We start from the raw sequence: 14,613 nt of genomic DNA on the forward strand, positions 1-14,613 counted from the left end.
TCCGATGGCTGAAGCTGTTTCCCTGACCCAGAACCTTGCCATTCCCGCAAATGGCGGCCCGCTGGCCACCAACCTGCGGCAGATGATTGCCGTCCTGCAACGCGAGCGGCAAGCGCTTGCCGCGCTGGATGCCGATGACCTGATCTGTTCGGCGCGCGAGAAGGATGTGCTGTGCGATCAGCTTGCGGCGATTGGCCCGATGGGGCTCGATACCGAAACCCGCGGCCTTGCCGAAACCGCACGACAGCTCAACGAGGTGAACCGCCGGGTGCGTAACCTGCTGGCCGCCAATGTCGCCGCCCGGATCGAGGCGCTGGGCGGGGGAAGCCGCAGGCTGGGCCGCCTGCCGCGTGCCACCTACGCCCCGGCCCGCTGATAAGCGTTCATACTTAGGCCGGGTAGCCCCCGGTCTGGCACATGCCTTGCAGAACTCTGCCCGAAAGCGTCGCCTCTTGCGACGCTGCTGCGATCAGGCGGAATGTGCATGAGCCATTTGTCTTCGTCCTTCGGAATGCCGACAGGTTCGATCCGCGCGGGATTCGAGGCTGCGGCGCGCACGCACCGGTCTGCCCGCGATGGCGACACATTTCCGGCAGAAAGACAGGTCGCTGCCAACCCGGTCATATCCAGCCGGGCCGGCACTCCGGTGGAAGCTGCCATTGCCAATGCGGCGCGGGCCACCAGTGTCGATTTCAACTATTTGCTCGCGCAGGCCGAGGTCGAATCCGCGATGAACCCTGCCGCGCGCGCGGGCACATCCAGCGCGACCGGGCTGTACCAGTTCATCGAGAGCACCTGGCTTGATACAGTCAGGAAGCATGGTGACCGTTTTGGCCTTGGCGCCGTGGCAGACGAGATTGCGCTTACCCCCTCGGGCAGTGCCCATGTCGCCGATCCCTCGCGCCGCGCCGCGATCCTTGCGCTGCGCAATGATCCGCAGGTGGCCAGCCTGATGGCGGCAGGGTTGGCTGAAGATAACCGCGCCCATCTGACCCCGATCCTTGGCCGCCAGCCCAGCCATGCCGAGATGTATCTTGCGCATTTTCTTGGCGCAGGGGGAGCGGGGCGGTTTCTGTCGGAAATGCAGGCCGATCCCGGCCAGAGCGCGCCTGCGTTGTTTGCCCGGCCCGCTGCCGCCAATCGCGCGATCTTCTATTCGCCCGATGGCTCCCCGCGTTCTCTGGCGCAGGTGATGGACGTGATCGGCGGCAAGCTTGACCGCGCGCTTGATCGGGCGAGTGCCGGGGAAGCGCCGCGCTTTGCCCGCGCCGAATATGGCCCTGCCGCCAACGTCACGCAGACGCCTTATGTAATTGCAGGCGATGCGATGTCGGGCCCTGTCATGCCAACCCAGGCATCATTGCTGACCGCCGGACTTGCGCCGCCGCGTTCCTCCCAGCGCCCGCGACCGGCAATGTCCGATGTGCTGGGCAGCGCCTTCGGCAATGATCCCGCCGCCACGCCGCGCCAGGTGCGGCGCGCCTATGATACCTTGAGGACATTCGGCCTGTGACCACCGCCACTTCGCTTAACCCAGGGCCGATGGCCCGCCTTGCCGCCTTGCCTGCCGCGATGACCTTGCCCGCAGGCATCTTCGCGCTGCTGGCGCTGATGGTGCTGCCGATCCCGGCGCTGCTGCTCGATATCTTCTTCGTGCTCAACATCGCGATTTCGATTGCGGTGCTGATGGTGGCGCTGAACGCGCGCCGCCCGCTCGATTTCTCCAGCTTCCCCAGCGTGCTGCTGTTCGCGACCCTGCTGCGGCTCGCGCTCAATGTCGCGTCCACCCGCGTGGTGCTGGTCAACGGGCATGAAGGCGGCGCTGCGGCGGGCGAGGTGATCGAAAGTTTCGCCGCCTTTCTGGTCGGCGGCAATTTCGTGGTTGGCCTGTTTGTCTTCGCGATCCTGATGATCATCAACATGATCGTGATCACCAAGGGCGCGGGGCGCGTGTCGGAAGTCTCCGCCCGCTTCGTGCTCGATGCGCTGCCGGGCAAGCAGATGGCGATTGACGCAGATATTGCCGCGGGCCTCGTCACCGCCGATGAAGCGCGCGAACGTCGCCGCGACGTCAGCGTCGAGGCCGATTTCTACGGATCGATGGATGGTGCCTCCAAGTTCGTGAAGGGCGATGCGATTGCCGCATTGCTGATCCTCGGGGTCAATATCATTGCCGGGTTCGCGATCGGAATGGCCAGCCACGGGCTGAGCGCGGCGGAGGCGGGCGAGGCTTACGTCACGCTTGCGGTGGGCGATGCGCTGGTGGCGCAGGTGCCATCGCTGCTGCTGTCGATCGCAGCGGCCGCGATTGTCACCCGCGTATCCGACCAGCGCGATCTTGCCGGTCAAATCGGAGGACAGTTTGCCGATCCGCGCGGGTGGTTGCCGGTCGCCATGATCCTTGGCGCGGTGGGCGTGGTGCCTGCCATGCCGCAGATGATCTTCCTGCCCGGCGCCGCGATTGCCGCTGCGATCTGGTGGCAATTGAAACGCCGCGCCGCCGCGCCTGAGCCGGTGATCGAGGAGGTAGAAGAGGTCGCCCCCGATCACATCGCGCTGGCCGATGTCAGCGATGCGACACTGGTGACGATCGAGTTGGGCTACGGCCTTGTCGGATTGGTCGATGCTGCACAGGGCGCCCCCCTGATCACCCGCATCACCGGCATTCGAAAGCAATTGTCGCGCGATCTCGGGTTTGTTCTCCCGCAGTTCCGTATCCGCGATTCGCTTGATCTGGGCGCGCAGGATTATGCGGTGCTGATGGGCGGCATCAGCGTGGCACGCGGCAATCTGCGCCCGGGCAAGCTGCTGGCGATTGATGCAGGCGACGTGCGAAGCGGCCCCAATGGCTATGGCGGGCTGACGGGCGAGGCGACCCGCGATCCCAGCTTTGATTGCCCTGCGCTGTGGATCGCACCCGCTGCCCGCGATCATGCGATTGCCGAAGGGTTTCTGGTGGTCGATCCCTCCACCGTCATTGCCACTCACGCCAATCAGGCGCTGCTGGCCGAAGCGCACCAGTTGCTGGGGCCGGACGAGGTGCGCGAATGGGTCGACGGACTGAAATCGCGCGCGCCCGCTCTGGTCGAGGCGGTGACGCCCGATCCGCTGCCGCTCGCTGCGCTCACCCGCACCCTGCGCGCTCTGGTGGCCGACGGGATCGGGCTTGCCCACCCGCAGCCGCTGTTCACGTCGCTGGCCCTGGCGCTGCAAAAGACCGCTGATTTCGATGCCGTGATCGATGCCGTGCGCGCCGATATGGGTGCGCGGCTGACGGCCCGCATCGCGCAGCCGGGCGAGGCGCTGAAGGTGGTGACGCTGGATGCCGGCCTGGAAGGCGCGATCCTTGGCGGGATGGTGGACCCCGCGACCGGGCAGCCGCTGATCGAGCCGGATTGCGGCGCGATGATCGTGCGCGAGATCAATGGAATTGCCGATGCCGAAGGCGGGCCGATTGCGCTGATCGTGCAGCCGCCCGCGCGCCGCGCGCTGGCCGCGCTGCTGAAGCCGCGTGCCCCGCGCTGTCTGGTTTTGTCGATTGCCGAACTGCCCGCCGCCCAGCCGATAGCGGTGGTGGGCGTAATCGGCGCAGCGGATGAAGCGCCCGCGCTGTCCGCCCCGCACATGCAGGAGATGGCCGCATGAAGCATGATCACGCCGCGTTTGCCGCCCCGGCGCAGGCTTATGCCGCGCCCTATGCCAACACCCGCGAAGTGGTTGAAGACCGCGTGCGCCGCTTCATGCCGCTCGTCCGCCGCGCCGCGTGGCATATCAATGGCGCAGGGCGGGACGGGCTGGAGATCGAGGATCTGGTGCAGGCGGGCATCCTTGCGCTGACCGAATGTGCCCAGCGCCACAACGGCCCGACCGAAGATGGCTTTGCCGCCTATGCCAAGATCAGGGTGCGCGGGGCGATGCTGGATGAAGTGCGCCGCACCGCGCATGACAGCCGCACGGCCCGGTCCAAACGCGCCGCCTATGATCGCGCACTCGAACGGCTGCGCGGCGAGTTGGGGCGCGAACCGGGGCGGGCGGAACTTGCGCAGGCGATGGCCGTTAGCGATGCCGAATTGCTCGCCATCGAAGCATCGGGCGTCAGGCTGACCCCGATCGACGATGCCTATGACGAAACCAGCCTCGCCTTTGCCAGCGACGATCCCGATCCGTTCGAAGCGCTATGCGCCGCCGAAGATCGCGACCGGCTTTTGCAGGCGATGATCGCACTGCCCGACCGGCTGAAACTGGTGCTGCAACTGTTCTTTGTCGAGGAATTGAACCTCACTGAAATCGCCGCCGTGCTCGAAGTCAGCGTGCCCCGCGTCCACCAGCTGCGCGCCAAGGCCCTGAAAGACCTGCGCGCGCTGATGGAGGGGTAGGGGGCGGATTAGCCCCCGTCGCTATCACCGTGACCATGGCCGCCGCCCGCATGGGTGGCCGCTTCCGATCCGCCAGCGCCCTTGCCGCCATTGGCTTCCCACCAATAGGGCTGGCGCGTTGCGGAGCCGGTGCCCACTTCGTTGAGCGTTTTGGCATCATACAGCCGCCCGCCCAGCATCACCTGTTCGATCTTGTCGGAGTTGGCGATGTCTTGCGATGGATCGGCGTTGAGGATCACAAGATCGGCCAGCTTGCCGGTCTCGATGCTGCCGATATCCTTGGCCATGCCCAATGACTGCGCCGAGGTAATTGTGCCCGCCTTCAGCGCCTCCACCGGGCTCATCCCGCCGCGCGCAAAGCTCCACAATTCCCAATGCGCGCCGACGCCGGCCTGCTGGCCATGCGCGCCGATGCTGACCTTCACGCCGCGCTGGGCCAGTTTGCGCGCCTCTCGCGCTGCATTGTCATCGACGAAGGCCCAATCGGGCGCCGTGGTGCGGCGGCCGGTTTCAGCCAGCAAGGCCTTGGGCGGAGTGTGCACCATCAGCGGATTTTCCCACACATTGGTCGCCTGCCGCCAATAGGGATCGCCCGCCAGCCCGCCATAGGTGACCACCAGTGTGGGGGTGTAATTGCTGTTCGACTGGCTGAAGAACTGCAGCACGTCTTCGTAGAACACATCGACCGGCACATTGTGTTCGATGGTCGAATTGCCATCGGCGACAAGGTTCATGTCCATTCCGAACAGCGATCCGCCTTCGGCCACAACCAGCATATTTTCTGCCGCCGCAGCCCGTGCGACCATCTGGCGCTGTTCGCGGCGCGGCTGGTTATAGTTCTTGATCGAGATGCCGCCCTGCGCCTTGATCCGGCGCACATGGGCCAGCGCATCGTCGTAGCTGTCGATCCGCGCATAGACGCCGGGCGCCTTCGCGCCGTAGATGATCTCCCCGGTCGAAAAGATACGCGGGGCCAGCGTCAGGCCGGCGCGCTGGCGTTCGGCGGCGGCAAACACCGTGCTCGCCTGGCTTGACGGATTGTGCACCGTGGTCACGCCCATCGCGAGGTCTTGCAGCAAGGCCCAGTTCTGCTGCGGGATCAGATCGCCGGTGCCGTATGGCCCGTGGGCGTGGGCATCGACAAGGCCGGGCATGATGGTCTTGCCGCTGGCATCGATCACCCGCGTGCCTTCGGGGAAGGCCATTTTGACCACCGTGGCATCGTGCACGCCGGTGATCCGGTCGCCCTCAATCACGATCATGCCGTTTTCGATCACGCCGGCATCATCCGCGCCGAGGCCTGCGCGCATGGTCAGCACCCGCGCGCCGGTGATCACGGTGGTGCCTTCGGGCTTGGCCTTCTGCACCGTTACGCCCAGCGGAATACCAGTGGTGGGCGGGGAGTAGGCGGCGGTCTTGTCGCCCTCACCCTTGGGGGCGGCGGGGAAGAAGGCGGACACCTGCGCGCTTTGCAGGCTTGGCCCGATCGACCAGAACAGCGTTTCGCCGCCATTCGCCCAGCCGAGGTAGTCCGCGCCGCCGGTGCTGACCTTGGTGACCGGGATCGCGCCGCCTTTCTCGCTGACATCCACCGGCTTGCCGCCGGGGATCAGCGGCATGGCGAAGACCTCATAATTCTGGCGGAAGGCGATGGTGCGGCCATCGGGCGCGATGCGCATGTCATTGGCAAGTTCGCCGCGGGCGTGGACGCGCTTCGCCTCGCCATTGAGATCGGTCGAAACCAGCGCCAGCTTGCCGCCGTCGCGTGCCAGCATGAACAGCCGGTCGGCGGTGGTGCCCCACTGCGGATTGCCGCCGCTGCGGCTGACCAGACGCGGCTCCCCCCCGCTGACGGGCATCACATAGATCCCGGTGTTTTCGGAATGGTCTGGCGCAGTCAGGTATCCGCCGCTGCGCTTTTCAAAAGCGACCATGCTGCCATCGGGCGAGAAGGCGATATTGCCGAAATGCCCCGGACCGGTCAGCACGCGGCGGTTCTGGCCGCTGGCGTCGGCAAGGATGACCTCGCCCAGCGTGACATCGTTCCAGCGGACATAGGCCAACTGGCTGCCATCGCGGCTGAAGGCGGGGAAGGCTTCCACCGCGTCGGTGTTGTCACCGGTCAGCGGAGCAGGCGCATCGCGGCCCTTGGCGGACTTGGAATGAAGCCGCCCAAGGCTTTCGAACACCACACGGCTGCCATCGGGCGAAAGCGTGGCGAAACGCGGCATCGAAGTTGTGAAGGTATCGGGAGCGACCTCGATCACCGGGTGCGGCGCATCGGCCACGCCGCGCGTGTCGTTGATGGTGAAGGGGATTACCGCATGGCCGCTCCCGTCGCGGCCCACGCGGTTGAGCTTTCCGCCCGCCCAGAACACGATCCCGCTGCTGTCAGGCAGCCAGTCGATATTGGGATATACTCCGGTGACCGCCCAGGTTTCCTGCACATCGAGATCAAGCGCGCCGTAGATCATCCGCTCACGCCCACTGGCGAGGTCTTTCACCCACAGCTGGCTCTGATCCTTGTCGCGCCGGACGAAGGCGAGTTCCTTGCCATCGGGCGAGGGCGCAGGCCGCACTGCGCCGCCATAGCCGCTGACAGCGGTGGAGACTTCACCGGTGGCCAGATCATGGCGCTCGATCGCGAAGATGCCGCTCTGGGAATCCTGCGCATATTCGAAGGTGTTTCCGGGCGTCGTATTGCGGGTGTAGTAAATCGCGCTGCCGTCGGGCGCGAACACCGGTTCGCCGAGTTCCTTTTGCAGGCTTTCATTGGCGCGTTCGACCACCTGAACCCCGCCGCCGCCGCTGACATGGTACAGCCAGATTTCGCCCGTCCCGGCGCTGCGCTGCGTAGTGAAATGCTTTTTGGCGGCAATGAAGCGGCCATCGGGCGACCATGTCGGCTGGTTCAATAGGCGGAAATCTTCCTTGGTCACCTGCCGCTTGTCGGAACCATCGGCGTTCATCACCCAGATATTGTCCCCGCCCGCGCGGTCGGATGTGAAGGCGATGCGGCTGCCATCGGGGGAGAAACGCGGTTGCACATCCCACGCAAGGCCATCGGCAATCCGCTTGGGCGTGCCGCCTGTGATCGGCATGGTGTAGATATCGCCGAGCAGCGTGAAGGCCAGCGTTTGCCCGTCGGGCGACACATCGACATCCATCCACGTGCCTTCATCGGTGCGGATCGGCACCTGCTTGATCGCGGCACCCTTGGGCGTCTCGACGCTCCAGCTTGCATCAGCCTTCGCGTCCTTGCCCTTGGTCTGAGCGGAAAGGGGTGCGGCGAGCGGGCTGGCAATGCAGGCGGCCCCGGCGAGCAGGGCGGCGGCGATATGGCGCATGAATATGTCTCCTCTGTTGGAGGGGAGACTAGCGGCGCGCAAGGATATTGCCAGAGGGCGGGAATGTCATTTGTCGATTAGGGCAGACATCACCCGTACATCCCCCGCTTCGGCCCGAGATATCCGAACAGGTACGCCCCGACCTTGCGCATCTGGATCTCCTCGCTGCCTTCGGTGATCCGATACCGGCGGTGGTGGCGGTAGATGTGCTCGAACGGCTTGTGCCGCGAATAGCCGATGCCGCCGTGGACCTGCATCGCCCGGTCCGCCGCCTCGCACACCAGCCGGTTCGCCCAGTAATTGCACATCGAGACCTTGTCGCTGATGGTGCGCTCGATCTGTTCGTGGGGCATGTTGTCCATCTCCCACGCGGTCTTGAAGATGAGGAGACGCAGCATTTCCGCCTGCGTGGCGAGTTCCACCAGCGGGAACTGGATCGCCTGATTGCGCGCCAATTCCTCGCCGAAGGGCTTGCGCTCTCGCGCGTATTTCACGCTCTCATCGATGCAATAGAGCGCTGCCCCGCAGCTTGAGGCCGCCTGCCGGATGCGGTTCTGGTGGACAAAGCTCTGCGCCAGCGCGAGGCCGCGGCCTTCCACGCCCAGCACGGCATCGTCCGGCACCCAGACATTGGTGACGCTGAGGCGCGGGTGGTCGGTGGGCATATTGAAGGTCCACATCCACTCCTCGATTTTGAGGCCCTCGGTGGGGTTGGGGACGAGGAAGCAGGTGATCCCGCTCGCGTCCCCGGCCTTGCCGCTCGTGCGGCAGAACATCGCGCAGTGGGTGGCAACGTGCATGCCGGTGATCCACATCTTCTCGCCGTCGATCCGCCAGCCATCCACCCCGTCACGGGTCTCGCGCACCGCGACCGTTTCCATGTGCGTGGCGTCCGATCCGTGGTCGGGTTCGGTCAGCCCGAAGGCGACGCGCCGCGTGCGTTCAAACCCGCCGGTGATGAATTCGGCTTTCTGTTCCTCGGTCCCCCACTGGTCGAACATGGCGACGAAGGGGAAGTTGCCGACGATGGAGTGTTCGTTCTGCAAGTCATTGTGGAGACCCAGCCCCTGACGTGCAAAGTGCTCGCGGATCACCGCCATCCAGAGGTTGCTGCCATCCTTGCCGCCGTAACGCTTGGGGGCGGAGAAGCGCCAATGGCCTGCCTTGTCCGAGCGGCGGGTGGCTTCCTTGAGCAGTTCCTCCCATTCGTGCCGGGGCAGTCCGCCCGCTTCGAAGTCCGTCCGCGCATATTCGCGGCGGTGGTCGAAAAAGCGGATGTTGTCGTCCTGCTGCTCCAGCGGCTTGATCTCGCCGGCGATGAAGGCGTCGAGTTCGTTCAGGTAAGCCTGAAGGTCGGCGGGGATGGCGAAGTCCATCAATCAAGATCCTCTTGCACTGGTGCCCATTTTTTCAGCGCAACGGTAAGCGCAGGATACTTCGGGGAGTCGACCATCACTTTGCTTAAGACACCTTCCCTGAGAGATTGAAGGAAGCCAATCTCATAAAGCGAGAGCACGCCTGACAGGCACGCTCCTGCTGTGTTAGAATCGGTGGGAAGCGGGAGAAACTCACTCTCCCTTGAAATCATCCCCAGAGCATTCCGGGCCACAGCCAATTGAAAGCGGTCGTGGCCGCTCAGTTTATCCTTGATTGTGGCCAACCACTCCAGGACCGCAGACGCCAGTTCTCCCACGTCCGCCTCCCCATAGTTGTGATCAAGCCTGGTGGGCGGGTAGACATGACGCAGCCGCTCAACGATCGGCGCATCCTCCTCAAGCAGCAGCAGCAGGTCGAGTTCCTGTTCGCTGGTCCGGCGCGAGATCACCACGCGTTCGAGCATCCGGTCCGCGCCGGAGCGCCATTGCGCCGCCATCTTGAGGCAGCCGAGCGCCCACCACACGGTCCGGTAAATCGTCCAGAAGCGGAAGCGCAGCGGGTCAACGGTCACCCCCGCCTCGGCCTCATAGGCGGCGATGTAGTCTTCGATGCTCCCAAGCCCCAGCGCGGGCCGGTCATACCGGGCGAAGCGCCACACGGCCATGCGGCCGAAGGCCAAGTCCTCGTGGCGGTCGCCGAAATGGGCGATCTCCCAGTCGAGCACCCCCGTCAGGGTCGAGCCTTCGACCAGCAGGTTGCCCATGCGGTAATCGCCGTGGTTGAGGACGGGCTCGACTTGCAGCGGGCAATTGTCCTCCAGCCACCTGAGGCCGAGCGCGATGATCGGGCGATCACCCCCTGCCTCCATGAACTGCGCTTTCAGGTCAGCGATGGCCGCGCCGTAGTCCATCACCGGTACGCCTTCGGGCACGTCTGCCTGACGCAGCCGGTGGATACGCGCCAAGTCCCGCGCCGCCTGCCGCAGCAGCCCATCGGGATCATCGCACGCCAGAATAACCTTGGGATCAGCGGTACCTGACAGCGCCCTCATAACGAAGCCGGAACCGAGCCCGTCGCCCTCCTCCAGCACCGCGACAACCTCAGGCGCGGTCACGCCCTTGGCGCGGGCCGCTTCGATCAGCGCCGCTTCGACCGCGTGCCCGTAAGGCCGCCCTTCCATGAAGGCGAGGCTCGGCGCGCGGCGCAGCACGAAGTCATCACCGCCCGCCGTAAACCGCCAGCTTTCCATCACCGCCCCGCCGGTGAGCCGCTGAAGCTCTCCCGACAACACGCCAAGGCCGGCGCGGGCAGATACCCGCGCCAGCCCGGCCTGCAACGTATCAGGATCGATCACTTGATCTGCTTGCGCATCCGCTTGGCGCGTGTGGCCGGATTGGGGTGGGTTTGCAGCAGCGCGATCCCGCCACCGCCGCCCATCGCCGCCAGCTTGTCCATCGCCGAAGGGCAACCCTGCTGGTCATACCCGTTGGCAGCCATGAACTGGAGCGCGTAATCATCGGACTGGGTTTCCGCAGCCTGCGAATGCTGCGCATACATCACGTTCTGGAGCAGCCCGCCAAGCTCGGAATTGGCCAGCCGCCGCGCCCCGCCGCTGGCGGTACCCGCCACGCTGAGCGCCGCATCCTGCTGCAAGGCGCGCTTCATCCGCTTTTGCCCGTGTTCCAGCTTCACATGGCCGATTTCGTGGCCGATCACGCAGCGCACTTCATCATCGGTCATTGCGTCCATCAGTCCGGAGTAAACCCGTACGGTGCCATCGCCCATCGCAAAGGCGTTCACATCCTTCACCAGATAGGCCTGAATATCCAGATTCAGCCCGTCATAGGTGTCCAGCCCCTGGGTCAGCTTGGCGAGCCGCACGGCATAGGGATCCTTGGCCGGAGCAAGCGGGTTCTGACGGTCCATTTCGTCGGACATCTGCCCGAAATAGGCGACGATCTGTTCATCGGACACGGTCGCGGCCTGCGCCACTTTCTTGGCCGCGCCCATGATATCGCCAAGGCTTTGCGAATGGGCCGGGCCAGCCGGGGTCAGCAGCGCCGCCCCGGCAAGACCCGCAGCGGCGAGCATCGGTGAAAGCACGGCCAGACGTTTGAAGTTGTTACGCATATTCATCCTCCCTGTGGCTGTGCACGATGCCCGCCTATGGCTTTTCGATCAAGCGGGGACGTTGTCCTTCTTGACGGTGATCACCTGCGCATAGGTGAATTCCTTCAGGCCTTCCTTGCCGTATTCGGCGCCGAAGCCCGATTGCTTGTGCCCGCCAAACGGCGCGAAGGGCGACAGGTGGAGGTATTCATTGACCCACACCGTGCCGGTTTCAAGCTGTTCGGCAATCTTCACGCCGTTGTCGGGATTGCTTGTCCACACCGCGCCGGCAAGGCCGTATTCCGACGCATTGGCGCGCGCGATGACTTCCTCTTCGGTCGAGAACTTCATCAGCGGCATGACGGGGCCGAACTGTTCTTCGGCCACGATGCGGGCATCTTCGGGCGGGTTGTCGATGATGGTCAGCGGCACGAAATATCCGGTGCCCGAAGGATCGGCATTGCCGCCCAGCAGGAACTTGTAGCCATTGTCCTTGGCATCCTCGATCAGTTCGAGCACGCGGTCATACTGCTTCTTGTTCTGGATCGGGCCGACGCCGGTGCCCTGCTGCGCGCCGTCACCCACGGTCACGGTCTTGGCGTATTCGACGATGGCTGCGGAAAGCTCGTCATAGATATCCTCGTGGATATAGACCCGCTTGGCGGCGACACAGATCTGACCGGCGTTGGAGAAGCTTGACCAGAACAATTGTTCGGCCACCTTCTTGGGATCGGCATCGGGCAGCACGATCGATGCGTCGTTGCCGCCCAGTTCCAGCGTGATGCGCTTGAGGTCAGCGGACGCACCTTCCATGATCTTCTTGCCCGTCGCGGTCGATCCGGTGAAGGTGATCTTGTCGACATCGGGGTGCGAGGTCATCAGCGGGCCGAGATCATCCTCGCCGGTGATGATATTGACGACACCGGCTGGCACCTTGTCGGCGATCAGTTCGGCGATGCGCAGGGTGGTCAGCGGAGTGAAGGGCGAAGGCTTCAGCACGATGGTGCAGCCCGAAAGCATCGCGGGCGCAATCTTCTGGATCGCCATCATCACCGGGAAGTTCCACGGCACGATCCCGGCGACCACGCCCACCGGCACGCGGCGGGTGCGGCTGAGGCGCGCATCCGAATCCTCGTTAATTTCGTCATCAAGGCTGAGGGTCGATTGCGCCGCGCTCATCCCGGCAGCGCCATAGATTTCGCCCTTGGCCTGATCGTGCGGCTTGCCCTGTTCGCTGGTCAGCAGGCGGTAGAGTTCCTCGGCATTTTCCTTGATCGCGCCGGAAATCGCCATGATCGCGGCGCGGCGTTCTTCGATCGGAGTGTTCTTCCAGGTCTTGAACGCGGTGCGCGCGGCGGCGACCGCCTGATCAAGCTCGTCCTTGCCGCAGGCCGGCACCTGGCCGATAACCTGTTCGGTGGCGGGATTGACCACGTCGAGCATGCGGTCTGTGGCGATCATCTTGCCGCCGATCAGGTTCTTGTACTGGGTGACCATGAGTATTCCTCTCTCGTCGAATGGGGAGTCATTTCGCTCTCCCGCACAAAGTGGCGCGTTGCATCCGAAAACGCAATCGCTGCTGTTGCGCGGAGTATAGGCGGCGCGGCGGCCCCGGGCCACTGGCGATTGCGCTATCGCGGGCAGCGCCTATGGAGGCGGCCACAATGTATCTGGAGGAGAGCCAGCATGAGTGATTCCCGCCCCGATCTGGTCATCTATGGCAGCCCTGTTTCGCCCTTCGTGCGCAAGGTGGCAGGCGTGTGCATCACCAAGGGTGTGGATTACGAGGTCGAGGCGATCAACGTGTTCGATCCGCCTGCGTGGTTCCTCGAAATCTCCCCGATGAAGCGGATTCCGGTGCTGCGGGATCGTTCCGTTGCCGAGGAAGGCATGGCGGGCACCATCGCGGATTCCAGCGCGATCTGCGCCTTCATCGAGAAAAAGCACCCCGCGCCTGCGCTCTACCCCGATGATCCGATGGCGCTGGGCACGGCGCTGTTCATCGAGGAATATGCCGACACCGCGCTGGCCATGGCAGGCGGCCTCGGCATCTTCCGTCCGATCTTTTTTGCCGTCAGCAAGGGCGAGGCACCGGGGCTGGAAAAGGCCCGCGATGCCTGGGCCAACCAGTTGCCGCCGGTGTTCGACGTGCTTGAAACAAGGCTGGGCGGGCGCGACTATTTCGCGGGCGACGCGCTGTCGATTGCCGATATCGCGGTGGCCACAGTGCTGATGCAGATATCGCTGGTGGCAGAGACTCCCCTGGAACGCTGGCCCGGTCTGGCCGCGCATTTCGCCGCGATGCAGGCGCTGCCCGCGATTGCCGAACCCTATGCAGCTGCGGAAACAATCATCCGCAAGGCCTTGCCCGCGCCCTTCGACCTGACCTAAGTCCGGCCTGAACAAACGACAGGGCAATCGCACACATGGCGAGCGAATGGTGTATCGGGATTATCGGCGGATCGGGCCTCTATGCCATGGACGGCATAGAGGACGCGCAGTGGATCGCGATTGAAACGCCGTGGGGTGATCCTTCGGACGAAATCCTGTGCGGCCGGATCGGCGAGGTGAAGGTGCGTTTTCTGCCGCGCCACGGCCGCGGGCATCCGGTTTCGCCGACCGAGCTGAATTCGCGCGCCAACATCGATGCGCTCAAACGGGCGGGCTGCACCGATATTCTGGCGATCAGCGCGGTGGGATCACTGCGCGAGGAACTGGAGCCGGGCCGTTTCGCGATTGTGGAACAGTTCATCGACCGCACGATGCACCGCCCTTCCACCTTCTACACCAGCGGCTTTGTCACCCATGTTTCCATGGCCGATCCGGTCTGCCCGCGCATGTCGGACATGGCGGCCAAGGCGGTGGCCAAGGCCAAGGGCAAGGTGGCGGTGGGGGCGACCTATCTCGCGATGGAAGGCCCGCAATTCTCCACCCGCGCCGAAAGCCGGATGTACCGCCAATGGGGCGCGGACGTGATCGGCATGACCGCGATGCCCGAGGCGAAATTGGCGCGCGAGGCCGAGCTGCCCTATGCGCTCGTCGGCATGGTGACGGATTATGATTGCTGGCGGGACGGCGAGGCGGTGGACGTGGCGCAGGTGGTCGGCCAGATGCAGGCCAACGGCGCGCTGGCCCGGGCCATGGTCGCCAACCTCATCGCCGCCCTGCCCAAGACACGCGCAGCCTCCCCGATCGACACCGCGCTCGACGACGCAGTGATCACCGCGGCGGACGAACATGATCCCGAAGTCATGGCAAGGCTGGACGCAGTAGCGGGGCGGCTTTTCGGGTAGCGGCGGACTAGGGCCGTTTTTCGCCAAAAGCTGCCATTCAGCAAGCGACCCCTTAACGGTCATTCACGCTTCGCCTATTCTACGAGTGAGCAGGCAGTTGGGGGATCTATG

11 protein-coding genes are annotated in these 14,613 nt (G+C 64.6%); 6 read left to right on the top strand and 5 right to left on the bottom strand.

Annotated elements, in window-relative coordinates; genetic code table 11:
• Nucleotides 1-4 precede the first annotated feature (4 nt).
• From IP79_RS09365 to IP79_RS09380, 4 genes are all read left to right on the top strand, one after another.
• Nucleotides 5-376 carry a flagellar protein FlgN gene (locus IP79_RS09365; RefSeq protein ID WP_233994146.1) on the top strand — a complete coding sequence of 124 codons (372 nt, stop codon included), beginning with the start codon at nucleotides 5-7 and terminating at the stop codon, nucleotides 374-376.
• A 108-nt stretch (nucleotides 377-484) separates the two neighbouring features.
• Complete coding sequence (locus tag IP79_RS09370; RefSeq protein WP_197273781.1) at nucleotides 485-1,513, top strand: transglycosylase SLT domain-containing protein; 1,029 nt, start codon at nucleotides 485-487, stop codon at nucleotides 1,511-1,513.
• A gap of 29 nt (nucleotides 1,514-1,542) precedes the next feature.
• The gene (locus tag IP79_RS09375) at nucleotides 1,543-3,645 is read left to right on the top strand and encodes a flagellar biosynthesis protein FlhA (RefSeq protein WP_054118931.1); all 2,103 of its coding nucleotides are present in this window, start codon (nucleotides 1,543-1,545) and stop codon (nucleotides 3,643-3,645) included.
• Nucleotides 3,642-4,376 carry a sigma-70 family RNA polymerase sigma factor gene (locus tag IP79_RS09380; RefSeq protein ID WP_054118932.1) on the top strand — a complete coding sequence of 245 codons (735 nt, stop codon included), beginning with the start codon at nucleotides 3,642-3,644 and terminating at the stop codon, nucleotides 4,374-4,376. The genes IP79_RS09375 and IP79_RS09380 overlap by 4 nt, the downstream gene beginning before the upstream one ends.
• A gap of 8 nt (nucleotides 4,377-4,384) precedes the next feature.
• Here the strand turns inward: IP79_RS09380 and IP79_RS09385 are convergent, their stop codons facing one another.
• The 5 genes from IP79_RS09385 to IP79_RS09405 form a co-directional block, all read right to left on the bottom strand.
• Nucleotides 4,385-7,723 carry an amidohydrolase family protein gene (locus IP79_RS09385; protein ID WP_054118933.1) on the bottom strand — a complete coding sequence of 1,113 codons (3,339 nt, stop codon included), beginning with the start codon at nucleotides 7,721-7,723 and terminating at the stop codon, nucleotides 4,385-4,387.
• Between the two features lie 89 nt (nucleotides 7,724-7,812).
• Nucleotides 7,813-9,099 (bottom strand): acyl-CoA dehydrogenase family protein, encoded by a 1,287-nt coding sequence (locus IP79_RS09390; protein WP_054118934.1) that lies wholly within the window; start codon nucleotides 9,097-9,099, stop codon nucleotides 7,813-7,815.
• The gene (locus IP79_RS09395; protein WP_233994147.1) at nucleotides 9,099-10,454 is read right to left on the bottom strand and encodes a phosphotransferase family protein; all 1,356 of its coding nucleotides are present in this window, start codon (nucleotides 10,452-10,454) and stop codon (nucleotides 9,099-9,101) included. Before IP79_RS09395 ends, IP79_RS09390 begins: the two co-directional genes overlap by 1 nt.
• Complete coding sequence (locus tag IP79_RS09400) at nucleotides 10,451-11,230, bottom strand: M48 family metallopeptidase (protein WP_197273782.1); 780 nt, start codon at nucleotides 11,228-11,230, stop codon at nucleotides 10,451-10,453. Before IP79_RS09400 ends, IP79_RS09395 begins: the two co-directional genes overlap by 4 nt.
• Nucleotides 11,231-11,278: 48 nt before the next feature.
• Entirely contained in the window at nucleotides 11,279-12,706 is a 1,428-nt protein-coding gene (locus IP79_RS09405; protein ID WP_054118935.1) for an aldehyde dehydrogenase family protein, read from the bottom strand.
• Nucleotides 12,707-12,895: 189 nt separating this feature from the next.
• On the opposite strand from IP79_RS09405, the gene IP79_RS09410 reads away from it, so the two are divergent.
• Both IP79_RS09410 and mtnP read left to right on the top strand, forming a co-directional pair.
• Nucleotides 12,896-13,600: a glutathione S-transferase family protein gene (locus IP79_RS09410; protein WP_054118936.1), complete on the top strand. Its 705-nt coding sequence runs from the start codon at nucleotides 12,896-12,898 to the stop codon at nucleotides 13,598-13,600.
• A 35-nt stretch (nucleotides 13,601-13,635) separates the two neighbouring features.
• Entirely contained in the window at nucleotides 13,636-14,502 is an 867-nt protein-coding gene (gene mtnP, locus IP79_RS09415; protein ID WP_054118937.1) for an S-methyl-5'-thioadenosine phosphorylase, read from the top strand.
• Nucleotides 14,503-14,613 lie beyond the last annotated feature (111 nt).

Origin of the sequence: Porphyrobacter sp. AAP60, assembly GCF_001296025.1 — a bacterium.
Lineage (GTDB): Bacteria > Pseudomonadota > Alphaproteobacteria > Sphingomonadales > Sphingomonadaceae > Erythrobacter.